Source organism: Variovorax sp. P4_B10, assembly GCF_056402375.1.
Genome location: NZ_JBFUHN010000046.1, coordinates 1 through 23,230, shown reverse-complemented (window position 1 = coordinate 23,230; position 23,230 = coordinate 1). Strand labels below are relative to the sequence as shown.

21 protein-coding genes are annotated in these 23,230 nt (G+C 67.5%); 8 read left to right on the top strand and 13 right to left on the bottom strand.

The window, feature by feature from the left end:
* Window positions 1-41 precede the first annotated feature (41 nt).
* From AC1DXX_RS20765 to AC1DXX_RS20755, 3 genes are read left to right on the top strand one after another with little or no spacing between them, the layout of a single operon-like run.
* On the top strand, window positions 42-1,016 hold the full coding sequence (locus AC1DXX_RS20765) for a Bug family tripartite tricarboxylate transporter substrate binding protein (RefSeq protein ID WP_478136099.1): 975 nt from the start codon (window positions 42-44) through the stop codon (window positions 1,014-1,016).
* Window positions 1,006-1,707 carry an SDR family NAD(P)-dependent oxidoreductase gene (locus tag AC1DXX_RS20760; RefSeq protein ID WP_478136098.1) on the top strand — a complete coding sequence of 234 codons (702 nt, stop codon included), beginning with the start codon at window positions 1,006-1,008 and terminating at the stop codon, window positions 1,705-1,707. Before AC1DXX_RS20765 ends, AC1DXX_RS20760 begins: the two co-directional genes overlap by 11 nt.
* Before the next feature lie 44 nt (window positions 1,708-1,751).
* Window positions 1,752-2,918 carry a mandelate racemase/muconate lactonizing enzyme family protein gene (locus tag AC1DXX_RS20755; protein ID WP_478136097.1) on the top strand — a complete coding sequence of 389 codons (1,167 nt, stop codon included), beginning with the start codon at window positions 1,752-1,754 and terminating at the stop codon, window positions 2,916-2,918.
* A 10-nt stretch (window positions 2,919-2,928) separates the two neighbouring features.
* On the opposite strand, the gene AC1DXX_RS20750 is transcribed toward AC1DXX_RS20755, so the two are convergent.
* Window positions 2,929-3,165: a hypothetical protein gene (locus AC1DXX_RS20750; RefSeq protein ID WP_478136096.1), complete on the bottom strand. Its 237-nt coding sequence runs from the start codon at window positions 3,163-3,165 to the stop codon at window positions 2,929-2,931.
* A gap of 250 nt (window positions 3,166-3,415) precedes the next feature.
* Between AC1DXX_RS20750 and AC1DXX_RS20745 the strand changes: the two genes are divergently transcribed.
* The gene (locus tag AC1DXX_RS20745) at window positions 3,416-3,784 is read left to right on the top strand and encodes a hypothetical protein (protein ID WP_478136095.1); all 369 of its coding nucleotides are present in this window, start codon (window positions 3,416-3,418) and stop codon (window positions 3,782-3,784) included.
* 284 nt (window positions 3,785-4,068) lie between these two features.
* Here the strand turns inward: AC1DXX_RS20745 and AC1DXX_RS20740 are convergent, their stop codons facing one another.
* The 6 genes from AC1DXX_RS20740 to AC1DXX_RS20715 all read right to left on the bottom strand — a co-directional run bounded on the left by AC1DXX_RS20740 (window position 4,069) and on the right by AC1DXX_RS20715 (window position 8,774).
* On the bottom strand, window positions 4,069-4,815 hold the full coding sequence (locus AC1DXX_RS20740; RefSeq protein ID WP_478136094.1) for a lysophospholipid acyltransferase family protein: 747 nt from the start codon (window positions 4,813-4,815) through the stop codon (window positions 4,069-4,071).
* Window positions 4,816-4,849: 34 nt separating this feature from the next.
* Window positions 4,850-6,133: a dihydroorotase gene (locus AC1DXX_RS20735; RefSeq protein ID WP_478136093.1), complete on the bottom strand. Its 1,284-nt coding sequence runs from the start codon at window positions 6,131-6,133 to the stop codon at window positions 4,850-4,852.
* 139 nt (window positions 6,134-6,272) lie between these two features.
* Entirely contained in the window at window positions 6,273-7,235 is a 963-nt protein-coding gene (locus tag AC1DXX_RS20730; protein WP_478136092.1) for an aspartate carbamoyltransferase catalytic subunit, read from the bottom strand.
* Window positions 7,235-7,732, bottom strand: a complete 498-nt coding sequence (pyrR, locus tag AC1DXX_RS20725; RefSeq protein ID WP_478136091.1) for a bifunctional pyr operon transcriptional regulator/uracil phosphoribosyltransferase PyrR — start codon at window positions 7,730-7,732, stop codon at window positions 7,235-7,237. The genes AC1DXX_RS20730 and pyrR overlap by 1 nt, the downstream gene beginning before the upstream one ends.
* The gene (gene ruvX, locus AC1DXX_RS20720) at window positions 7,729-8,178 is read right to left on the bottom strand and encodes a Holliday junction resolvase RuvX (RefSeq protein WP_478136090.1); all 450 of its coding nucleotides are present in this window, start codon (window positions 8,176-8,178) and stop codon (window positions 7,729-7,731) included. Before ruvX ends, pyrR begins: the two co-directional genes overlap by 4 nt.
* Complete coding sequence (locus tag AC1DXX_RS20715) at window positions 8,175-8,774, bottom strand: YqgE/AlgH family protein (RefSeq protein WP_478136089.1); 600 nt, start codon at window positions 8,772-8,774, stop codon at window positions 8,175-8,177. Before AC1DXX_RS20715 ends, ruvX begins: the two co-directional genes overlap by 4 nt.
* On the opposite strand from AC1DXX_RS20715, the gene AC1DXX_RS20710 reads away from it, so the two are divergent.
* The gene (locus tag AC1DXX_RS20710; RefSeq protein WP_478136088.1) at window positions 8,775-10,274 is read left to right on the top strand and encodes a cryptochrome/photolyase family protein; all 1,500 of its coding nucleotides are present in this window, start codon (window positions 8,775-8,777) and stop codon (window positions 10,272-10,274) included.
* 49 nt (window positions 10,275-10,323) lie between these two features.
* On the opposite strand, the gene AC1DXX_RS20705 is transcribed toward AC1DXX_RS20710, so the two are convergent.
* The 6 genes from AC1DXX_RS20705 to AC1DXX_RS20680 form a co-directional block, all read right to left on the bottom strand.
* A complete protein-coding gene (locus AC1DXX_RS20705; RefSeq protein ID WP_478136087.1) occupies window positions 10,324-16,287 on the bottom strand; it encodes a hybrid sensor histidine kinase/response regulator in 5,964 nt (1,987 codons plus the stop codon).
* Between the two features lie 183 nt (window positions 16,288-16,470).
* Window positions 16,471-18,783 carry a methyl-accepting chemotaxis protein gene (locus tag AC1DXX_RS20700; protein ID WP_478136086.1) on the bottom strand — a complete coding sequence of 771 codons (2,313 nt, stop codon included), beginning with the start codon at window positions 18,781-18,783 and terminating at the stop codon, window positions 16,471-16,473.
* Between the two features lie 42 nt (window positions 18,784-18,825).
* A complete protein-coding gene (locus tag AC1DXX_RS20695; protein WP_478136085.1) occupies window positions 18,826-19,359 on the bottom strand; it encodes a chemotaxis protein CheW in 534 nt (177 codons plus the stop codon).
* A 19-nt stretch (window positions 19,360-19,378) separates the two neighbouring features.
* The gene (locus AC1DXX_RS20690) at window positions 19,379-19,744 is read right to left on the bottom strand and encodes a response regulator (protein WP_042581921.1); all 366 of its coding nucleotides are present in this window, start codon (window positions 19,742-19,744) and stop codon (window positions 19,379-19,381) included.
* The gene (locus tag AC1DXX_RS20685) at window positions 19,744-20,142 is read right to left on the bottom strand and encodes a response regulator (protein WP_013543588.1); all 399 of its coding nucleotides are present in this window, start codon (window positions 20,140-20,142) and stop codon (window positions 19,744-19,746) included. Before AC1DXX_RS20685 ends, AC1DXX_RS20690 begins: the two co-directional genes overlap by 1 nt.
* Before the next feature lie 79 nt (window positions 20,143-20,221).
* Window positions 20,222-20,392 carry a rubredoxin gene (locus tag AC1DXX_RS20680; protein ID WP_007838397.1) on the bottom strand — a complete coding sequence of 57 codons (171 nt, stop codon included), beginning with the start codon at window positions 20,390-20,392 and terminating at the stop codon, window positions 20,222-20,224.
* 111 nt (window positions 20,393-20,503) lie between these two features.
* Here AC1DXX_RS20680 and thiD point away from each other — a divergent pair, with 111 nt between their 5' ends.
* Genes thiD through AC1DXX_RS20665 form a run of 3 tightly spaced genes read left to right on the top strand, consistent with a single transcriptional unit; the run spans window position 20,504 to window position 23,227 of the window.
* The gene (gene thiD, locus AC1DXX_RS20675; RefSeq protein WP_478136084.1) at window positions 20,504-21,466 is read left to right on the top strand and encodes a bifunctional hydroxymethylpyrimidine kinase/phosphomethylpyrimidine kinase; all 963 of its coding nucleotides are present in this window, start codon (window positions 20,504-20,506) and stop codon (window positions 21,464-21,466) included.
* 3 nt (window positions 21,467-21,469) lie between these two features.
* Window positions 21,470-22,750 carry a glutamate-1-semialdehyde 2,1-aminomutase gene (gene hemL / locus AC1DXX_RS20670; RefSeq protein ID WP_478136083.1) on the top strand — a complete coding sequence of 427 codons (1,281 nt, stop codon included), beginning with the start codon at window positions 21,470-21,472 and terminating at the stop codon, window positions 22,748-22,750.
* A gap of 3 nt (window positions 22,751-22,753) precedes the next feature.
* On the top strand, window positions 22,754-23,227 hold the full coding sequence (locus AC1DXX_RS20665) for a hypothetical protein (protein ID WP_478136082.1): 474 nt from the start codon (window positions 22,754-22,756) through the stop codon (window positions 23,225-23,227).
* Window positions 23,228-23,230: the final 3 nt, after the last annotated feature.

The window sequence follows — 23,230 nt, the reverse complement described above, 5'->3', positions numbered from 1 at the left end:
GCCGCCGGTGCCTTCCCCAGAACCAGAAGGAGACAAGAGACATGCAACGCAACCATTTCCTGCGCACAGCGCTCGCGGCCCTCGCACTGGCCGCGGTGTCGCCCGGCTTCGCGCAGACACCGCCCTGGCCGAACCGGCCGGTGCGCATGGTGATCCCGTTTCCGCCGGGCGGCACGCTCGACACCGTCGGCCGGCTGCTCGCGCAGAAGCTCGGCGAACAGACCGGCCAGTCCTTCATCGTCGAGAACCGGGCCGGGGGCAACGGCGTCATCGGCGCCGACGTGGTGTCGAAGGCGCCGGCCGACGGCTACACGCTGCTGTTCAACGCCTCGACCTTCACGACGGCACCGATGACGATGAAGTCCGTGCCCTACGAGGTCGTCAGGGACTTCACGCCGGTGGCGCTGGTCGCGAAGGCGCCGCTGTCGGTGGCCATCAACAAGAACCTGCCGGTCACCGATGTGAAGTCGCTCATCGCGTACGCCAAGGCGCACCCGGGCAAGATGACCTTCGCGGTGGGCTCGATCGGATCGGCGGGCCACCTGTCGACCGAGCTGCTCAAGCGCGCGGGCGGCGGGCTCGACTACCTGATCGTGCCGTACAAGGGCACGGCACCGGCCTTCCAGGACCTGATCGGCGGGCAGATCGACGGCTTCATCGACCCGATCCTCGGCTCGCTGCAGTACCACAAGAGCGGGATGCTGCGGGTCGTTGCCGTCACCTCGGCCRCCCGCGCCACCAGCCTGCCGAACGTGCCCACGGTGGCCGAGAGCATTCCGGGCTACGAGTTCTACAGCTGGTACGGGCTGTGGGGGCCGGCCAAGCTGCCGCCGGCGATCACGCAGCGGCTCAATGCCGAGGTGAACAAGGCCCTGGGCACCGACATGCGCGAGACGCTGAACGCACAGGGGCTGCTGCTGACACCGGGCAGCGTCGACGACTTCGTCAAGTTCCAGCAGGCCGACATGGAGCGCTCGAAGAAGATCATCGCCGAGGGCAACATCCGTGTCGAATGAGGCCACCCCGCACGCCGTCGTGACGGGCAGCAGCGGCGGCATCGGCCGCGCCATCGCGTCGCACCTGCTGGAACGGGGCTGGCGCGTGAGCGGGCTCGACCTTGCGGCCCCCACGCTGTCGCATGCGGGCTTCGCGCACGCGACGGTGGACCTGTCGGATGCCGAAGGCATCGCGCGCGCCGCCGCCGCACTGGGCGCTGTCGACGCGCTGGTGCATGCGGCCGGCGTGCTGCGCGTCGGCCCGCTGGGCCGGCTGGACCACGCGGGCGGCGAACTGATGTGGCGCCTGCATGTCGACGCCGCCACGCGGCTGGCCGACGCCCTGGTGCCCGCCATGGCCGCGCGCGGCAGCGGCCGCGTGGTGTTCATCGGCAGCCGCGTCGCGCAGGGCTTGCCCGGCCGCGGGCAGTACGCCGCGACCAAGGCGGCGCTGATCGCGCTCGCGCGCAGCTGGGCGGCGGAGGTCGCCGCAAGCGGCGTCACCGTCAACGTGGTGTCGCCCGGTGCGACACAGACCGCGATGCTGCAAGACCCCGCGCGCGCAGGCAGCGCGCCGCGCCTGCCGCCCATCGGCCGGCTGATCGAACCCGCGGAGATCGCCGCGCTGGTCGCCTTTCTGCTGTCCGCGCCGGCCGCCGCCATCACCGGCCAGGACATCGCCATCTGCGGCGGGGCGTCGCTGCACCGCTGAGTTCTTCTTTCCCCTCCCCCACTTTCCCTCACGCAAACCCGACCATGAAAATCGTCAACGTCCTCGAGTCCACGCGCCCCATCAAGTCGGACATCCGCAACGCCTACATCGACTTCTCGAAGATGACCCTGAGCCTCGTGGCGGTGGTCACCGACGTGGTCCGCGACGGCGGGCCGGTGGTGGGCTACGGCTTCAATTCCAACGGCCGCTACGGCCAGGGCGGGCTGATCCGCGAGCGCTTTCTGCCGCGCCTGCTCGAGGCCGAGCCTGCATCGCTGCTGGACGAGACCGGCGACAACCTCGATCCGCACAGGATCTGGGCCCGCATGATGATCAACGAGAAGCCCGGCGGCCATGGCGAGCGCTCGGTGGCCGTGGGCACCATCGACATGGCCGTGTGGGATGCGGTGGCCAAGATCGCCGGCAAGCCGCTGTACCAGCTGCTGGCCGAGCGCTACGGCAGCGGCACGCCCGACCCGCGCGTGTTCGTCTACGCCGCGGGCGGCTACTACTACCCCGGCAAGGGCCTCGAGGGGCTGCAGCGCGAGATGGCCAGCTACCTCGAGCGCGGCTACTCGGTGGTGAAGATGAAGATCGGCGGCGCCACGCTCGCGGAAGACTGCGAGCGCATCGAGTCGGTGCTCAAGATCCTCGGCCCCGGCCAGCAACTGGCCGTGGACGCCAACGGCCGCTTCGACCTGCCCACCGCCATCGACTACGGCCGCGCGCTGTCGCAGTACCCGCTCTTCTGGTACGAGGAAGCCGGCGACCCGCTCGACTACGAACTGCAGGCAAAGCTCGGCGAGGTGTACGCCGGCCCCATGGCCACGGGCGAGAATCTGTTCTCGATGCAGGACGCGCGCAACCTCATTCGCCACGGCGGCATGCGGCCCGACCGCGACTGGCTGCAGTTCGACTGCGCGCTGAGCTACGGGTTGGTCGAGTACCTGCGCACGCTCGACATGCTGAAGGCCAACGGCTGGTCGCCGTCGCGCTGCATTCCGCACGGCGGCCACCAGATGTCGCTGGCCATCGCGGCCGGCCTGGGGCTGGGCGGCAACGAGAGCTATCCCGACCTGTTCCAGCCGTACGGCGGGTTCCCCGACGGCGTGAAGGTGCAGAACGGCCATGTCACGCTGCCGCCGCTGCCGGGCATCGGCTTCGAGGGCAAGGCCGATCTGATCTCCGAAATGCGGGCGCTTGCGCGCTAGTCGCGTCGGGTCAGTTGGCGGGCGCCGCAGGCGGAGGCGGCGTCACGATCACGGTAGTGCCCTCGGAGGGCTTTCCGGTTTCGCCCTTGTTGCCCTCGGCGCCCTTGGCGCCCGTTGCACCGGGAGGGCCTGCGGGTCCAGGCACGGCGACGGGTGCGGCAGGAACGGCGACCACGGCGGCGGGCCTGTCGCAAGCGGCAAGGCCCAGTGCGCCGAGCAGCGCCGAAATCAGTATCAAACGGTTCATGGAAGACTCCTTTGAAGGCTTCCACAGGCTAGGCACACCTGTTGCATGGGACGGTGCGCTGGCGAACATAGGCGCAAAGAAACCAGGCGGGCCAAGCGAATCCCGAGGCTTCCCGGTCGCTTCTCACCGATGTCGCCCGGCTCGCAGCGTGACATTTCGGAACGTTCTTCACAGTAGCGATGTGCGCGGCGCCCCACGGCCAGGCGTTGGATATGCCATCTGGGCCATTTTTCGCCCTCCAGGAGATGACATGACGTTTTCGCGAACCGCTCTCAAGCTGGCTGCTGCAGGTTTCGTTGCTGCCGGTACCTTGTTCGTCGCCGCATCGGCCAATGCCGGCACCAACTGGTCCATTGGCGTCAACGTACCCGGCGTGGTCGTGAGCGAGCCTGCACCGGTCTACTATGAGCCGGCGCCTGTTTACTCGCGGCCGGCCCCCACCTACTACCAGCCCGCACCGCCGGTGTACTCCGTCCCGGTGCCTGTCTACGAGCCTGGATCTCGCTGGGAAGAACGTCGCGCGGAGCGTTGGGAAGAGCGCCGCGCGGAGCGCCGTGAATGGCGTCGCCGGCAGTGGGAGCGCGAGCAGCATCGCCGCTACTACGAAGATCGCGACTGATCTTCCAGGTCATCTGCGCACACGGCTCTTCGAGCCGCTGATCGATTCGTCATTGCAAACGAACAGCTCGCCCGAGCAGTGCGAGATGCCGCCCTTGCTTCCGGAACAAGGGGAGTTCGCGGCCTCGGCGCGGCCGGCTTGTAGGCACACGCCCACGCGCACGGTTTGTTTTCTCCCGCAACCGGGAGTCGCTGCCGCAGTCAACCTGCAGGCTAGTCTGCTTTCCTCCTCACGGCGCATCCATGCGTCGTTCAGGCGCCCTTTGGTGGGCGCTTTTTTTTTGATCAGTGCGTGTCGCGGCGCAGCTGCTGCACGTCTTCGTGCAGCGACTGCGCCCACGCGCGCCGCTCGCGGCCGTGCGAGGCCTGCGGTTCGCCGAAGCGCACGATCGCCAGCAGCGGCGGCGCGCGCAGCGTGTTCCAGAGCGAGGTCAGCAGGTTGTCGTCGTCGACGTATCGCGGGGCATCGCTGTTTTCGCCGGTGGCCGCATCGGCGAAGCGCAGCGCGGCGGGCAGCACCGGCGCGCCCGAGGAAATCGCCGCCTGCAGCAGGTTGGCGTGGAACGGCAGCAGCCCGCGGCCGTCGCTCGTGGTGCCTTCGGGGAACACGCCGATCAGGTCGCCGTTGCGCAGCGCCTCGGTCATGTGGTGCACCACGCGCATCGCGTCGCGGCGGCGTTCGCGCTCGATGTAGAGCGAGCCCGCGGCGGTGGAGAGCGCACCGATCAGCGGCCAGTGCCTCACGCCCGCCTTCGACACGAAGCGCACATGGTGCGCCGCATGGATCGCGGTGATGTCGAGCCACGAGAGGTGGTTGCTGATCAGCAGCACCGGCCCCTCGGTCGGCGGCGTGCCCTGCACCTTGAGCGTGATGCCCATGATCTCGAGCATGCGCCGCGACCATTCCTGCACGCGCGCATTGCGCTCGGTCTGCGAGAGGCCGGGGAAGGTGAAGCGGATCGTCCACCAGCCGCCCAGCGCATGCCCCACCGCGTGCAGCAAGCGCCAGCAGGCCTTCAGTGAATGAACCATCGGTACGTGGACCCTCTTCTTTCCTGTGTCGGCCTTAGCCGTGCACCACGCGGCCCGCCACCAGCGTGTGGCGCGCGCGGCCCTGCAGCGGGTAACCCCCGAACGGCGTGTGCTTGCCCTGGCTCTTGAGCGCATCGGGCCGCACCTGCCATTCGAGCGCCGGATCGAAGACGCAGAGGTCGGCCACGCCGCCTTCGACGAGGCGGCCGATGCCCGTGGCCGCATCGGCCGCGGTCAGGCGCCGTGCCGGCGCGGAGGTGATCACTTCCAGCGCGCGGGAGATGCCGGCGCCGCTTCGCTCGCCCCACTGCAGCGCGAGCGGCAGCAGCAGTTCGAGGCCCGTCGCGCCGGGCTCGGCTTCGGCGAAAGGCAGCGTCTTGGCATCGGCCTCGACCGGCGTGTGGTCGGACACCAGCGCGTCGATGGTGCCGTCGGCCAGCGCGGCCGAGAGCGCCTCGCGGTCGCCCTGCTGGCGCAGCGGCGGGTTGAGGCGCGCGCGGCTGTCGAAGTAGCCGATGTCGGTGTCGGCGAGGTGCAGCGAGTTGATGCTGACGTCGCAGGTGAGCGGCAGGCCCTGCGCCTTGGCTTCGCGCACCAGCGCCACGCCGCGGGCGCTGGAGATGCGGCACAGGTGCACGCGGGCACCCGTGCTTTTCATGAGCTCGATGATGGTGAAGATCGCAATCGTCTCGGCCRCCACCGGCACGCCCGCGAGGCCGAGCCGCGTGGCGAGCGGGCCGCTGGCCGCAACGCCCTTGCCGAGGTCGCGGTCCTGCGGACGCAGCCACACGGTGTAGCCGAAGGTGCTGGCGTAGAGCATCGCGCGCTGCAGCACCTGGGTGTCGGCGAGCGCCACGTCGGCCTGGCTGAAACCGATGCAGCCGGCCTCGGTGAGTTCGGCCATCTCGGTCAGCACGCCGCCGGCCAGGCCGCGCGTGAGCGCACCGAGCGGGAACAGGCGCGCGCACTGCAGCTTCTCGGCGCGGAACTTGAGCATCTCGACCAAGCCGGGCTCGTCGAGCACCGGGTCGGTATCGGGCGGGCAGACCACGCTGGTGACGCCGCCGGCAATGGCCGCGGCCATTTCGCTTTCGAGCATGCCCTCGTGTTCGTAGCCGGGTTCGCGCAGGCGTGCGGCGAGGTCGACGAGACCGGGCGCGACGACGCAGCCTGCGGCATCGATGGTGCGGTCGGCCTTGAAGCCGGCCGGCGTGTGGCCGATGCCGGCGATCTTGCCGTCGGCGATGGCGATGTCGGTCTTCTTGTCGGTGCCCGATGCGGGGTCGATGACGCGGCCGTTGGTGATATGGATGTTCATGCGTCTATTCTTCCGGTGGCAGTCAGGGCCTTTTCGGGAAACACCGTGGAACCGGCTTCGCCGGGCCACTGGTGTTGCCCCCGGTAGGGGGTTGGCGAAGCGACACGAAGTGCGCGAAGACTGGGGGCGAGCAACATGTCTATGCTTCGTTCCCTGCCACGATGCTCATCACCGCCATGCGCACGGCGATGCCGAAAGTGACCTGCGGGAGGATCACGCTCTGGCGCCCATCGACCACCGCCGAATCGATTTCCACGCCGCGGTTGATCGGCCCCGGATGCATCACGATGGCATCCGGCTTGGCCAGCTGCAGCTTCTCGGGCGTGAGGCCGTAGGTCTTGAAGAATTCCTGCGACGAAGGCAGCAGCGCGCCGCTCATGCGCTCGTTCTGCAGGCGCAGCATGATGATCACGTCGCAGCCCTTGATGCCTTCTTCGAGCGTGTGGCACACGCGCACGCCCATGCCGGCCATGTCGCCGGGCACCAGCGTCTTGGGGCCGACCACGCGCACTTCGGCGCAGCCCAGTGTGGTGAGCGCATGGATGTCGGAACGCGCCACGCGCGAATGCAGCACGTCGCCGACGATCGCGACCGTGAGGTTCGAGAAGTCCTTCTTGTAGTGGCGGATCGTGTACATGTCGAGCAGCCCCTGCGTCGGGTGCGCATGGCGGCCGTCGCCGGCGTTCACCACGTGCACGTGCGGCGCGACGTGCTGCGCGATCAGGTAGGGCGCGCCCGACTCGCTGTGGCGCACCACGAACAGGTCGGCCGCCATCGCGCTCAAGTTCGCGATGGTGTCGAGCAGCGACTCGCCCTTGGTGGCCGACGAGCGCGCGATGTCGAGATTGATGACGTCCGCGGAGAGGCGCTTGGCCGCGATCTCGAAGGTGGTGCGGGTGCGCGTGCTGTTCTCGAAGAACAGGTTGAACACGCTCTTGCCGCGCAAGAGCGGCACCTTCTTCACCTCGCGGTCGCTCACGCTCGTGAAGTTGGCAGCGGTGTCGAGGATGTGCGTGACGATGTCCTTGGGCAGGCCCTCGATCGACAGCAGGTGGATCAGCTCGCCGTTCTTGTTGAGCTGGGGGTTTCGCTTGTAGAGCATTACTTGCTTTCCTCCACCTTGAGGCTGAAGGCACCATCGTTGGCGCGGGCCAGGGCCAGCAGTTGCGTGTTCGGCAGCGTCAGCGTCGTCGCAGAGAAATCGGCCGCCACCGGCAGCTCGCGCCCGCCGCGATCGACCAGCACGGCAAGCCGCACGCAGGCCGGACGGCCGAAGTCGAACAGCTCGTTGAGCACCGCGCGGATGGTGCGGCCGGTGTAGAGCACGTCGTCGAGCAGCAGCACGTCGCACCCGTTCACATCGAAGGGCAGCGCGGTCTGCGCGCTGGCCGAGAGGCCGCGGCGCGCGAAGTCGTCGCGGTGCATGGCCGACGAGATGATGCCGGGTGCGCCGGGCAGGCCCAGGTCTTTCTGCAGCCGCTCGACCAGCCAGGCACCACCGGAGGTGATGCCCACCAGCTTGGTTTCGGGGCGCATCAGCGTCTTCACGCCGGCCAGCAGCCCTGTGTAGAGCGCTTCGGCATCGGGAATTGAACTCACGGGAGACTCCTCAAGAATTGCTCCAGGATGATGCAGGCCGAGGCGGCGTCGGCGTCGCGCGCGCCCGAAGCCAGCGCCTCGGTGGTGCTGTAGCGCTCGTCGACCTCGAACACCTGCAGGTTGAAACGGCCGCGCAGCTGGCGTGCGAACTTCTGCGCCCGGCGGGTGTTCTCGTGCGGTGCGCCGTCGGGGTGGTAGGGCACGCCGATCACCAGCGCGTCGGGCTGCCATTCCTTGATGCGGGCCTCGACCTGCGCGAAGCGGGCATCGCCCTCGGCCTTGATGGTGGCTTGCGGGGTGGCGGTGGCCAGCAGCCGGTTGCCGCTCGCGACGCCGGTGCGCTTCAGGCCGAAATCGAAGGCCAGGAAGGTCTGGAAATGGGACGGAACGGGGACGGGAACGGAAGAAGGAGCGGGGGCTGGAGCGTCTGGCATGACGGCGCTCATGCGTGTCCGGCGTCCGGGGAGAGCTTCCAGGCTTCAAGGCCCAGCAGCAACAAGGCCCGGTCGTAGCGCTGCTCGACCGGCGTATCGAAGATCACGGCCGGGTCGGCAAGCACGGTCAGCCAGCTGTTTTCGGCCAGTTCCGACTCGAGCTGACCCTCGCCCCAGGCCGAATAGCCCAGCGAAACCAACACCTTGCGTGGACCGGCGCCAGTGGCCAGGGCCTCCAGCACGTCCTTGGAAGTGGTCATTTCGAGGCCGCCGGGAATGGTCATGGTCGAGGCGTAGACCGATTCCTCGGGCTTCTCGGCATGGGTAAAGACCGGCTCGTGGAGCACGAAGCCGCGCTCGGTCTGCACCGGGCCACCCTGGAAAACGGGCGCTTCGCCCAGTTCCGGGCGGGCCAGGTGGAGCTCGATCTTCTCGAACAGCACCTTGAGGTTGATGTCGCTGGGTTTGTTGATCACCAGTCCGAGCGCACCGCGCTCGCTGTGTTCGCAGAGGTACACGACGCTGCGGTTGAAAGTTTTGTCTTCCATCCCGGGCATCGCTATCAAAAAGTGATGCGTAAGGTTCATCGGGGCAGAATCGGCGGCCATATGCCACCGATTTTACTGGCCGTCGATAAGACCTATCCCAAAGGGCTCATGTGGTTCCGCCGGGACCTCCGGGTGGACGACAACGCGGCGCTGTATCACGCGCTGCGGTCATGCCGGCAACTGGTGTGCGTTTTCGTGTTCGACCGGGCGATCCTGGACACCTTGCCCCCTGCGGACCGGCGGGTGGAGTTCATCCGCGAGTCGCTGGTGGAGCTCGAAGCCGAATTGCGCGCGCTGGGCGGCGGACTGATCGTGCGGCATGCCCTGGCGGCCGACGAAATCCCGGCGCTGGCGCGCGACCTGGACGTGCAGGCCGTGTTCGCCAACCGCGACGACGAGCCCGATGCCCTGGCGCGCGATGCCAGGGTGTTCGGCGCACTGGCCAATGCCGGCGTCACCTTCCACACCTACAAGGATTCGACCGTTTTCGACCGCGACGAGGTAATGACCCAGACCGGCCAGCCCTACACGGTGTTCACGCCCTACAAGCGGGCCTGGCTGGCGAAGGTGGATTCGTTCTTCCTCAAGCCGTATCCGGTGCGCGGCCATGCCGACGCGCTGGCACCGCCGCCGGAGGCCTACCGCGCGCCTGTGCCGTCGCTCGAAGACATCGGCTTCGAGAAGACGAACCTTTCGGAGCTGGACATTCCCACCGGCACGCAGGGCGGCGCCGCGCTGTTCGAGGACTTCTTCCAGCGCATCGACCGCTACGACATCGCCCGCGACTATCCGGCAGTGCGCGGCCCCAGCTACCTGGGCGTGCACCTGCGCTTCGGCACGGTGTCGGTCCGGCAGATGGCGGGCGTGGCGCACCAGCTCTCGCTGCAGGGCGACAGCGGCGCCTCGACCTGGCTCAGCGAGCTGATCTGGCGCGATTTCTACTTCCAGGTCCTGGCGCACTTTCCACACGTGCATGCGAACGGCGAATCGAAAAGCTTCCGCCCCGAGTACGACAAGATCCAGTGGCACCACGGCAAGCACGCCGACCAGCTGTTCGAGGCCTGGTGCGAGGGCCGCACCGGCTACCCGCTGGTGGATGCCGCCATGCTGCAGATCAACCAGAGCGGCTACATGCACAACCGCCTGCGCATGGTGGTGGCGAGCTTTCTGTGCAAGGACCTGGGGCTGGACTGGCGGCGCGGCGAGCGCTACTTCGCGCTGCACCTGAACGATTTCGAGCTGGCCTCGAACAACGGCGGCTGGCAGTGGGCCAGTTCGACCGGCTGCGACGCGCAGCCCTACTTCCGCATCTTCAACCCGGTGACGCAGAGCGAGCGCTTCGACCCCGAGGGCAAGTTCATCCGCCGCTACCTGCCGCAGCTGGCGGGGCTGTCGAACGCGGCGATCCATGCGCCCTGGCTGGCATCGCCGGTGGAACTGGAGGCGGCAGGCATCGAGCTCGGCGAGACCTATCCCATGCCCGTGGTGGACCATGCCGAGGCGCGCGAGAAAACGCTGCAGCGCTACGGCGCGGCGCGAGCCAAGGCGCTGCAAAAGTAAAGGGGCCCGGATGGGCCCCTTTCTCTGGAGGAACGCTGGCGAGCGAGCGTCAGGCTGCGGCCGCCACCAGCGTCGGCTCGCTGGTGTAGGCACGCACCAGGCGCAGCAGTTCCTCTTCCGAGTACGGCTTGCCGAGGTAGTGGTTCACGCCCAGCGTGCGCGCATAGTCGCGGTGCTTCTCGGCAATGCGCGAGGTGATCATGATGATCGGCAGCTCGGCCAGTGCGGCGTCGGCGCGGATGTTGCGGGCCAGGTCGAAGCCGTCCATGCGCGGCATCTCGATGTCCGACAGCACCACCGACGGACGCTCCTGCTGGAGACGTTCCAGCGCCTGCAGGCCGTCGGCCGCGAGCGACACGCGATAGCCTTCGCGCTGCAGCAGGCGCTGCGTGACGCGGCGCACGGTGATGGAATCGTCCACCACCAGCACCAGCGGCACCTGCGGCGCCACCGGGGCCAGCATCGGCAACGGCTCCTGCGGCGCGCCGTGATGATCGGCAGCGGCTGCAGCGGACTGCTTTTGCACCGCCAGCGCCGCGGCCTGGCGCCGACGCGCCTGTTCGCCATGCACCGAGGCCAGCGCCACCGGGTTGTAGAGCAGCGCCACGGCGCCCGAAGCCAGCACCGAGATGCCGGCCAGGCCGGGCAGCCGCGCGAGCTGCGGCCCGAGGTTCTTGACCACCACTTCCTGGTTGCCCAGCACTTCGTCCACGTGCAGCGCCACGCGCTGTGCCGCGCTTCGCACGACCACGAGCGTGTTGTTCTTGGCGGCGGTGTGCTCGCTGCGCGTCGAGGCTTGCAGCAGTGCGCCGGCCCAGTAGAACGGCACCGGTTCGCTGCCGAAAGGATGGGTGCCGTGCAGGTAGGCCGCTTCGAGGTCGGCCCCGCTCACGCGCTGCACCAGCTCCACCAGGTTCGACGGCACGCCGATCGACACCTCGCCGGCACGCAGCATCACCACGTGCGTCACGGCCGTGGTCAGCGGCAGCACCAGCTTGAAGGTGGTGCCCTGCCCCGGGGTACTGTGCGTTTCGATGCGGCCGCCGAGCGCCGAGATCTGCGCGCGCACCACGTCCATGCCGATGCCGCGACCGGCCAGCTCGGAGACCTGTCCGGCCGTCGAGAAACCGGGCTTGAAGATCAGCTCGGTCGCCTCTTCGGGCGTGAGTTCCTGGTCGCCTGACAGCAGGCCGAGTGCGCGGGCGCGCTCGGCGATGCGTTTCTGGTCGAGCCCGGCGCCGTCGTCGCGGAAGCTCACCGAGACGTCGTTGCCTTCATGGTGCAGGTCGATCACGATCAGGCCGCTTGCGTCCTTGCCGGACTTCTCGCGCACCGCCGAATTCTCGATGCCGTGTGCCACGCAGTTGCGCAGCAAGTGCTCGAACGCGGGCGTCATCCGGTCCAGCACGCCACGGTCCATTTCGATGGAGCCGCCGACGATGTCGAGGCGCACCTGCTTGCCGGTGTCTTTCGAGGCCTGGCGCACCACGCGGTAGAGGCGGTCGGAAATGCCTTCGAACTCCACCATGCGCGTGCGCAGCAGGCCGCGCTGCAGTTCGCGCGTCTGGCGGGCCTGGACGCTCAGGTCGTCTTCCGTCGCCTGCACCGTCTTCTGCAGCGTGCGCTGCACGGTGGCCACGTCGTTCACCGACTCGGCCATCATGCGGGTCAGTTCCTGCACGCGGGTGAAGCGGTCGAATTCGAGCGGGTCGAAGCTCTGCTGCGAGTCCTTGGCCTGCGCGAGGCGCGACTGCATCTGGCTTTCGGCCTGCACTTCGATGTCGCGCAGCTGCTGGCGCAGACGGTCCAGGTTGCCCGTGAGGTCGGAGAGCGAACCGCGCAGCTGGCCCAGCTCGGCTTCGAGCCGCGAGCGCGTGATGATGACCTCGCCGGTCTGCGCGACCAGGCGGTCGAGCAGCTGGGTGCGGATGCGCACGGCCTGGCCTGAAACGGCACGCAGGGGCGCGAGCAGCGCAGGCGCCGGACGCGGTTGCAGCATCGGCACGGCCGGCGCCACGGCGGCTTCGCCCGGCTCGCTGTCGGCCGGTGCTTCTTCGTCGTTCGCCGGCACGCCGGCTTCGGGAGCGACCCGTTGGACTGCCGGCGAAGGCGCGGTGGCTGCGGCCACCAGCTGGGCCAGTTCGACCTGGGTGGCGTCGTCCGCCGCGCGCAGCGCGTCGAACGTGGCCTGCAGGGCGTCGAGGCGGGTGAGCAGCTTCTCGATGTCGGCCCGTTCGGCACCCTGGGAGCCGAGGATTTCGATCTCGGACTCCATGCGGTGCGCGCGCTCGCCGAGGCGCATGGCGCCGGCCAGGCGCGCACTGCCCTTGAGCGTGTGCAGCGTGCGCAGCACGGAGGCACGCGGCGCGCTGTCGTCGGGATGGTGCGACCACTGGCGAAGCGCTTCGCCGAGCTGGGGCATCAGTTCCGCCGCTTCTTCCTCGAAGATCGGGAACAGGTCGACGTCGACCGCATCGGCCAGGTCGATGGCGTCTTCGGAATCGTCCAGCGCCACGTCGGCCATGCTGTCGTTGGACACGACCTGCTGGAACGGCCTGACTTCGCTGCGGACAGCGGCTTCGGACGGCATGGGCGCAGCCGCGATGTCACGCAGCGCCTGGAGCGTGCCTTCGGCCGGATCGCGCAGGAAGCCCACGGCGAACTGGTGCAGCAGGCGGCGCAGCTCGTCGGCCGCAGCGACCAGCACCACGCCCTGCTCACGCGTACCGCTGCCCTGCATCTGCAGATGCTGCAGCGCCGATTCCAGCAGGCGGGCCATGCCCGAAAGGCTGTGGAAGCCGACGGTGGCCGAGCTGCCGGCCAGCGAGTGCGCGAGCGCGATGGTCGAGTCGGGGAGGCGTTCGTGCGATTCGAGCGCCCATTCACCCACGTCGGTGGCCAGCTGCCTGGACCATTCGTCGGCCTCGTTGAGGTAGACGTTGTAGAGCGCGATGCCGATGCGCAGCGGACCGATCACCTTGACCTGGTCTTCGGTGCCGGAGGACGCGGACAGCTCTTCCGCGGTTTCCTGTTCGGCAACGGGTTCCGGTGTTTCTTCGGCGACGATGAGCGGCAGCTCGGCGGGCGCCTCGACCGGCGCAGCGACGGCAGCCACGGGCTCGGGTTCCGGCTCGGGTTCGGGCGCCAGCTGCAGTTCCGGCAGGGCCACCGGTTCTTCCAGCGGAGGCAGGGCCATGTCGCTGGCCTTCGGCTCGTTCGCCTGTACAGCCAGGGGCTCCGGGTCCCAGGCCAGGTCGGGCAGGCCGGTGGCGGCCGGCACGGCGGCTTCGATGGTTGGCTCTGGCTCCGGGTGCGCTGCGACGGGCGCGGCAGGCGCATGCGTCTTCGCGGGCGCCAGGAAATCGAATTCCTCGCCGCTGGGCAGCGCCGTCAGCGGTTCGGCCGGCGTGGCCTGCTTCGCCTCGAAGTCGATGAAGTCGGTGGAGGTGAAGTCGTCCTCCGCCTCGGTGGCCACGGGCTTCTGCGGCTCGTCCAGTGCGGGCAATTCGAAGACAGGATCGGACGCAGCCTGCACCGGGGTGTCCGGCACAAACGACAGGTCGGGCAACTCCGGGAGTTCCGGCAGTTCCGCGGCAATGTGCCGGGCGGCCACGGCCAGCGCATCGGCGTCGGCCACGCGCGCTGGCGGCGGCACGGGCTCGCCGGCCATCAACGCATCGGCCACGCGGCTGAACGGGCCGGCTTTCCAGGAATGCACCTCGCCCGAGGCGATGGCTTCGACCCACTGGCCGAAATCACGCAGCGTCCGCTCGGTGGCGGACAGCAGTTCGGGCGTGGCGTCGCGCTGGTCGGCCAGCCAGGTGTTGAGCACCTGTTCGAGCGACCAGGCGGCATCGCCGAAGTCGGTGAGGCCGACCATGCGCGAGCTGCCCTTGAGCGTGTGGAACGCACGCCGCAGGATGGTGAGCTCCTCGGTGTCGTCCGGGTGGCTGCCAAGCTCGGTGATGGCGGCCAGGCCGTTGTGCACCACCTCGCGGGCTTCGTCCAGGAAGATGTTCTGGAGGTCGTCTTCTTCGAGTTCGGTGACTTCGGTGTCGGGCAGCGTGGCCGGTCCGGTGATCTTGGAGGTCCAGCTCTCGGCCTTGCGGCTGAATTCCTCGAGCGGCGACGGCTTGGTCTTCTTGACAGGCGCGGCCAGCGCGGCGAGCTTCGAGGCGATCTGCGCATCGACTTCCTCGATGCTGAGCACGGCTTCGGCGACGGGCGCCGAGGCAACGCCCTCGGCGGCGCCGCTGTCGGCGGCCTGGCGGCCCATCAGCGGCTTGAGTTCGCCGGCTTCGGCGTCGAACACGAACAGGCGCTTGGCCAGAGCGGGCTGGTAGCCCAGCATGTCGATCAGGAAGCCCAGTGCGCCCAGGTTGTTGCCGAGCGCATCGAAGCCGGCCATTTCTTCGGCCGGCGAGGTGCTGACCAGCATCTGCTCGACGTCGTCGCGCATGCGCTGCACGGTGAGCGCGGCCTGGTCGAGACCGAGCACCGAAAACACGCCACGCATCTGCATGAGCTGCGTCGGCACGGTGCGCAGCAGGCCCTTTTCGGCCGGCCGGCGGAAGTACTGGTCGAGCGACTTCTCGAGTTCGCTCAGGTGGCTGCGCAGCTCGTCGACCACGGTGCCCATGGTCTGGCGATCGCTCACGCGGCGATACAGGTCTTCCATCCACGGCTCGAGCGGCTCGGAATGGCCGCCGGCGCGCACGCGTTCGATGCGGCCCGCCAGCTGCAGGGTGCGGGAGGTGAGCTGCGGATCGCTCGGGTCGAGATCTTCGAGCGCGGCTTCGAGGTAGAGCACCGAGGTGGCGACTTCCATCGCGAGCTCGGTATCGGGCGCCTGGCCGGTGCGCACGGACGCTTCGACGGCATGGGTCAGCGCCTCCACCATCGGCAGGCTCGGCGGGTGCAGCTTCTGCAGCGATTCGCCCAGCTGCGCGAAGGTGTCGGCCACCTGGCGCGTGCGGGTGACGTCGCCGCCCGAGAGCGCCGACCACATTTCCTTGGCAGTTTCGATGCGCTTGCGGGCCTGCGTGAGCACCAGCGGATCGAAGCGGCCGAACTGCTCGACGGTGTAGTCGATGCGCTGCTCGTGGGCCACGCCCCAGGCACTGCGCACGGTGCGCAGCGTGGCGACCTCGTCGCGCGCGGTAGGCACGGCCTGCGCGCAGAAGAACAGCAGGTCCTGGCCAAGACGGTCGGACACCAGGCTGTCGCCGCGTGCGAGCGTCGCGTATTGCAGCAGCACCCGGGTGGCGGCACGCTTCACGTAGGCGTCGGCGGGGATCAGGCCCGACCCCACGGCTTCGAAGAAGCCCGCGGCCAGGGTCCAGAAACTGGCGACGCGGGGCAGCAGCGCGCCGCGTCCGAGCCCCAGGCACAGCGCCTGCAGCCGGTGTGCGGCCTGCAGGTCGCCGGACTTGACCAGTTGCAGCACTTCGCGGTCGAGCCGCGAGCGCACCGACGGGTCATAGGCGATCGCGGCCTGCGTCAATGCGGGCTTGATCTCGACCCAGCGCCAGGTGGCGCTCCAGAGATCGGCCGGATGAATGCGTTCGTTGCCGCCCAGTTCCAGCACATCGCGGTACTGGGGGAAGAGCGCGACCGACGAAACGGGCTTGCCGGCCAGCAGCGCCTGAAGGAAGTCGGTGACGGCGAAGCCAGCGCGCTCGATCTTCAGGACCGCGCTGTCGGTGCAGCGCTGCGGTTCGGCAATGAAGCCCTGCACCGCGAATTCGATGGCGCCGAGCACCAGCGCAGGCGAGGGGTGCCCCACCATCTGCAGGGCACCGACGGCCTGGTGCAGTTGCTGGCGGGCCATTTGCAGCGGGCCGCTTTCGGGCTCGGTTGCGCCGCCCACGTCGCGCACGAAGCGCCGCAACGACTTGCCCACACCATCGAGGGATTTCTGGATTTCTCCCAGCACCCAGGCCAGCGGCCCGAGGTCTTCGGTGGCCGGCACGTTGCCGGCGATGGGGGCCGTGGCAGGGGTTTGAATCGACACGTTGGATGCTCGCCGTTCTTATCTATCAGTTGTTCACCAGGCACCATGCGCCCGGAATGCATACAGCCGTCGCGGCCACTTCAAGGGACACCGCGGAACCGGCTTTGCCGGGCCGCTGGTGTCGCCCCCGGAAGGGGGTTGGCGAAGCGACACGAAGTGCGCGAAGACTGGGGGAGAGCTTCATCACGCAATCTTGAAACGGGCAACCGAGCGGCGCAGTTCCTCGGCCATCTGCGACAGCTCGCGCACCTGCTGGGCCGTGGTACGCGTACCTTCACCGGTCTGCTCGGTCACCGCGAAAATGTGCTGGATGTTGGCAGCCACCACGTTGGCCGAATCGGCCTCGCGGGAGGCGGACTGCGAAATCTGCTCGATCAGCTCGGCGAGTCGGCGCGACACGCGGTCGATCTCGGACAGCGCGGTACCCGCGTTGTCGGACAGCTTGGCCCCTTCGACCACACCCTGCGTGGAACGCTCCATGGCGCCCACCGCGTCCTGCGTGTCGGTCTGAATCGCCTTCACCAGCGCCGAGATCTGGCGCGTGGCGTCTGCGGAGCGTTCGGCCAGTCGCTGAACTTCTTCTGCCACCACCGAGAAGCCTCGACCGGCTTCACCGGCCGATGCGGCCTGAATGGCGGCGTTCAGCGCCAGCACGTTCGTCTGTTCGGTAATGTCCGAGATCAGTTCGGTGATTTCGCCAATCTCCTGCGACGATTCGCCCAGGCGCTTGATCCGCTTGGAGGTTTCCTGGATCTGGTCGCGGATGGAGTTCATACCGCCGATGGCGTTCTGCACGGCCTGCAGACCCGACGATGCGGCTTGCAGCGACTGGCGCGCCACCGTGGCGGACTCTTGCGCTTGCGAGGACACGCCGTTGATTCGCTCGGCCATGGTCAGCACCGACTGGCCGGTTTCGCGAATTTCGCGCAGCTGTTCGGTCGAGGCGGCGAGCAGCTCGGTCGAGGTGCTTTCCACCTGCGACGTCGTCTGCGCCACGCGGGTCGCCGTGTTCTGCACGTTGCCCACCAGCAATCGCAGTTCTTCCACCGTGTAGTTCACCGAGTCGGCGATGGCGCCGGTGATGTCCTCGGTCACGGTGGCTTCCTGCGTCAGGTCGCCTTCGGCCACTGTCTGCAGTTCGTTCATCAGGCGAAGAATGGCGGCCTGGTTGGCGCTGTTGACGCGGCCCGCCTCTTCGGAGGTCTGCTCGGCTGTCAGACGTTCGCGTTCGGCGTTGGCGGCACGTTCGCGGCCTTCGCGCACCTGCACGAAACCGATGGCGCCGGCGAATGCCAGGGCGGCCAGCGACAGCACGAACAGCAGCACGATGGTGCCGGCGCCGAGGCCGGTGCGTGCGGAGAGCTTGTCCTGCAGGTCGCCCAGCGACTTACGCAGCGGTTCGCTGTCGGTCAGGATGGAGGCTTGCGCTTCGCGCGCGGCGACCAGACCCTGCAGGTTGCCCAGAATGGCGGAAGCCTGCGTGCGCATCTGCTCGTAGGTCTTCAGGATGGCTTCGAGCTGCTGGCGGGTCTGCGGGTCTTTCGAGCCGGGGAAGCGCTGCTGCGCGTTGCCGTCGAGCAGGCCGCGGGTGGTTTCCTGGAAGGTGTTCAGGTCCTTGCCGAGCAGGAACACGGCGTCGGGGTTCACACCTTCGACCGTGAAGAACTCGTTGGTCGACTTGCCGATGCGCTGCGTCAGCATCACGAGCTGGCCGGCGGCCGAGATTTCAGGCAGCGTGGCGTTCTGCTGCATCTTCAGCGAAGCGACGGTTTCCGTCATTTCGAGCAGCGTGGACGACTGCTGGTTGATGTCGCGCAAGGCGGCACCCACCTGGGTCAGGATCTGGCGCTGGGCCAGCACGGCCTTGGCGCTGCTGTCGGCACGTGCGACGAGAGGATTGATCTTGTTCATCTCCTCGTCGTACTGGTTGCCCACGCGCTCCAGACGCAGCGAATCGTCGCCGTTGGTCAGGCCCGCGACGCGACGCGAGAGGTCGTCTGCGCTGTCCTTCACTTCGACGAACGCCGAGGCACTGCCGACGAGGGCCTGGGAGATCGACTTGGCGAGACGCTGCGACTGCATCAGCGACTGGCCGGTGGCCGCCACCTGTTGCGCCAGGCGTTCCGCGCGAAGAATGGCGGAGCCGGCCACCAGCAGCAGCAGCAGCACCACGATCGCCAGCATGATTGCCAGGATCCGCTGCTGCCTTGCCAGGTTGGAGCCCGTTCGGCCACCTGTGGCCGGTACGGCTTCAAGCGCCGCCGCATCGAGTGCGTCGGAACCATCGCCCCCGCCAGCGGCAAAACCGCCGGCGGGCGCGGGTGCTGCGGCGGAAGCGCTTTCGCCCTTCCTGGCCAGGCGCACGGTTTTTTCGTCCGGAACCTGGACCGTATCGACATCGTCGAGCGATATCGAACCGGAGCCGTCGACGCGGGCCTTGTCGTTCCCGTTGCTCACGGGCAGTAATTTCTTGAACTTGTCGGCGATCGAACTCACGGTCGGTCCTTCAGGTGGTTGCCAGTGCCATGTGCCGAGGCACTACGCACCAATACTCAAAAACTGGGGTTGCTGCGAAAGCGCTTGCAGGTTGACTTCCTGCCAGCGCTCTCCTGCTGCGTCGGTGTACAGATGCCCGTGCCAGGCAGGTGCTTCTGCGCCCGGAGGTTCGGAGGCCGTGAAGGCCTCTGCGCCCCGCAACCCCGCCAGTCGATCGACCAGCAACGCGCAGTTGACTTCGAGCAGCTCGTTGAAAGCAACGAGCCGCGACTGGATGCGCGCCGCCTCGGTGGTGGCCTGTGTGCCCGGCCCGCCCACGGCGAAGCCCGACAGCTGCACGACGCCATAGAGGCCGCCGCGCAGATTGGCAACACCGAGGAACCAGGGCTCCGTGTAGGGCACGGGCTGCGGCGGCGTCCAGGGAAAAATTTCGCCGGCGTGTCCCAGCGGGAAGAGGTACTTGCCCTCGCCCGCCTCGACCGCGAGCCACGTCGCGGCCACGCCCGTCGTGCGCGCGGCCTGCAGACGGCCTGCAAGCCGGGACTGGAAAGCTCTCAGAGCGTCGCGATTCGCCATGGACTCGGCAGGCTCCTGCTCAGGCCAGCGCGCTGATCTTGGACATCAGATCGGCCGCGTTGACCGGCTTCACGATGTAGTCGCGTGCGCCCTGGCGCATGCCCCAGACACGATCGGTTTCCTGGTTCTTGCTGGTGCACAGGATGATCGGGATGGCGGCGTACTTGGGGTCGCGGGCGATGGCGCGCGTCAGCTGGAAGCCGTTCTGGCCGGGCATGACGACGTCCATGAGGATCAGATCGGGCTGCTCTTCCTCGAGGCGGCGCATCGCGTCGTCGGCGTTTTCGGCGGTCTTCACGGCAAAGCCGTTTTTCTGGAGAAGGTCGGTCAAGAACACCAATTCAGTCTTGGAGTCGTCGACGACGAGGATTTTTCGAATAGGCATTACTGCACTTCCTGTTGAACGATGCCAAACTGCTGCACGGCCTGCAGCAGCTGGTCTTTGGTGAAAGGCTTGGTCAGATAGTCCTGGGAACCGACCATGCGGCCGCGGGCCTTGTCGAATACACCGTCTTTCGAAGACAGCATGACGACCGGAACCTTGGAAAAATGGGCGTTGCGCTTGATGATGGCGCAAGTCTGGTAGCCGTCAAGACGCGGCATGAGGATGTCGCAGAAAATCAGATGCGGCTTGTGGTCGTTAACCTTGGAGAGCGCATCGAAACCGTCTTCCGCGAGAAGAACCTCATGCCCACCCTGCTTCAGAAATATTTCGGCACTGCGCCGGATGGTGTTGCTGTCATCAATGACCAGCACCTTGTAACCTGATCCATTGGGGCCCATTGCAAACGCTCCTGCTCAAGAAACTTGGATGCCCGCCGCGCCGTACATCGACGCAGATCGCGTAGCCCTATGCCATCTTTCAGATTTCAACCATTTCGAAGTCTTCCTTGCGCGCACCGCACTCAGGACAGGTCCAGTTCATCGGAACATCCGCCCAGGCCGTGCCTGCTGCGATTCCGTCTTCCGGTACACCAACCGCTTCGTCATAGATCCACCCACAAATCAGGCACATCCAAGTTTTCGTATTCATCGGAGCTTAAAGTCCTTGTTCATTAAATGCAACGAGTGTATCTATGCGTATCTCACTGGCGGACCGTAAACGTCGCGCCTATGCCACCATCCAGGGGATTTTGCCCGGCGTATGACCATTTACTTACATCCAGCAGACAACGCCCGCAAACCGGGCGATCTTAACGATCCCTCGCAGGACCCCGAAGAGGTGGCCGAACGCGACCTGAATCCGCCCTGCGTGCTGGTCTTCAACGCCAGCGATCCGAGCGGCGCCGGGGGCCTGGGCGCCGACGCGCTGGCCATGGCCTCGGTCGGCGCGCACGTCCTGCCCGTCGTCACAGGGGCCTACGCCCGGGATACGGCCGAGATATTCGACCATTTCGCCTTCGATGAGGAGGCCATTGCCGAGCAGGCGCGGGCCATCCTGGAAGACGTGGAAGTCCAGCTGATCAAAGTGGGTTTCGTCGGCACCCCGGACGCCCTGAGCACCATCGCCGAGACCGCCTCCGACTATCCGGAGGTGCCCGTGGTGGCCTACATGCCCAACCTTTCCTGGTGGGACGAGAACCAGATCGAGGCCTATCTGGACGCTTTTCGCGAACTCGTTCTGCCCCAGACAACAGTGTTGGTTGGAAACCACAGTACGCTGTGGCGCTGGCTGCTTCCGGACTGGAGCGGCGAGCGTCCACCCGGCGCGCGCGACATTGCCAAGGCGGCCGGCGAGTTCGGCGTGCCCTACACGCTGGTCACCGGCATGGTGCTGCCCGACCAGTTCATCGACAACGTGCTGGCCTCGCCGCAGTCGGTGCTCACCAGCGAGAAGTACGAGCGGCTCGAAGCCGTCTTCGCAGGCGCCGGCGACACCCTGTCGGCCGCCCTCGCCGCCCTGCTGGCCAGCGGCACCGACCTGGTGGCCGCGACGACCGAAGCGCTGGCCTACATGGACCGCTGCCTCGACGCGGGCTTTCGCCCCGGCATGGGCCACGTGCTGCCCGACCGCCTGTTCTGGGCCGAGCCCGAGGACGACGAAGAAGACGACGACCCGGACGCACCACAAGATTTCGCATTGCCCCCTCACGACACCCGCCACTGATTGATGACCGACAAGAACGACACCCTCTTCGAGCGCGCCCGCGCCGTGATTCCCGGCGGCGTGAACTCGCCCGTGCGCGCCTTCAAGGCCGTCGGCGGCACGCCGCGCTTCATCCAGCGCGCCGAAGGCGCCTATTTCTGGGACGCCAACGGCAAGCGCTACATCGACTACATCGGCTCCTGGGGTCCGATGATCCTGGGCCACGGCCACCCCGCGGTGGTCGAGGCCGTGCAGAAGGCCGTGCTCGAAGGCTTCTCCTACGGTGCCCCCACGGAGCGCGAGATCGAACTCGCCGAAGCCATCCTCGCGCTGGTGCCGTCGATGGAGATGGTGCGGCTCGTGAGTTCCGGCACCGAGGCCGCGATGAGCGCGCTGCGCCTGGCGCGCGGCGCCACCGGCCGCAAGAGCATCATCAAGTTCGAAGGCTGCTACCACGGCCATGCCGACGCGCTGCTCGTGAAGGCCGGCTCCGGTCTCGCCACCTTCGGCAACCCCACCTCGGCCGGCGTGCCGCCCGAGGTGGTGCAGCACACCATCGTGCTCGAGTACAACAACCTGCAGCAGCTCGAAGAGGCCTTCGCGCTGCACGGCAACGACATCGCCTGCCTGATGATCGAAGCCATCGCCGGCAACATGAATTTCGTGCGCGCCACGCCCGAGTTTGCCCAACGCTGCCGCGAACTCTGCACGCAGCACGGCGCGCTCCTGATCTTCGACGAGGTGATGACCGGCTTTCGCGTCGGCCTGCACGGCGCGCAGGGCGTGCTGGGCATCACGCCCGACCTCACGGTGCTCGGCAAGGTCATCGGCGGCGGCATGCCGCTCGCGGCCTTCGGCGGCCCGCGCGCCATCATGGAGCAGCTCGCGCCGCAGGGGCCGGTCTACCAGGCCGGCACGCTCTCGGGCAACCCGGTGGCCACGGCCTGCGGCCTTGCCACGCTGAAGGAGATTGCCAAGCCCGGCTTCTACGAAGCGCTGGGCAAGAAGACGCGCTCGCTGGTCGACGGCCTGAAGGCCGCAGCGGCGGCCGAAGGGCGGCCCTTCAGCGCCGACAGCGAAGGCGGCATGTTCGGCTTTTTCCTGATGAAAGACCTGCCGCAAAACTATGCCACCGTGATGACAACCGACAACGCGAAATTCAATGCGTTGTTTCATGGTTTGCTCGATCGCGGCGTGTATATTGCCCCCGCGCTTTACGAGGCAGGCTTCGTGAGCGCCGCCCACAGCGACGAAGACATCGCTGCCACCATCGAAGCTGCAAGACAGATCTTCCGAACGTCCTAGCCCATGAATCCCCTGCGCATGTTGCCGGTGTTGAGTGTTCTTCTACCCGGCCTGGCACTTGCGCAGTCCTTCGAACCGAAGAACATCTGGATCAACCCGGGCTTCTATTCGGCGCACTTCGACAGCAGCAAGGGCCTGGAGAACGCCAACCCCGGGCTGGGTTTCGAATACCCGCTGAGCGACACCTACCGCGTCACGGCAGGCACCTTCCACAACAGCGACCGGCGGCAGTCGCACTACGTCGGGCTCTACCTGCTGCCCTTCGAGTTCTACGGCGTGAAGTTCGGTGCGGTGGTGGGCGGCTTCGACGGCTACCCCAACTACCGCAACGGCAACTGGTTCCCGGCGATCATTCCCACGGCGGCCATCGAAGGCAAGAACTGGGGCCTCAACATCGCCTACGTGCCGACGATCAGGAACCGGCTGTACGGCGCGATCAGCTTCCAGATCAAGTACCGGTTCGGCACCCACGAGTAGGCT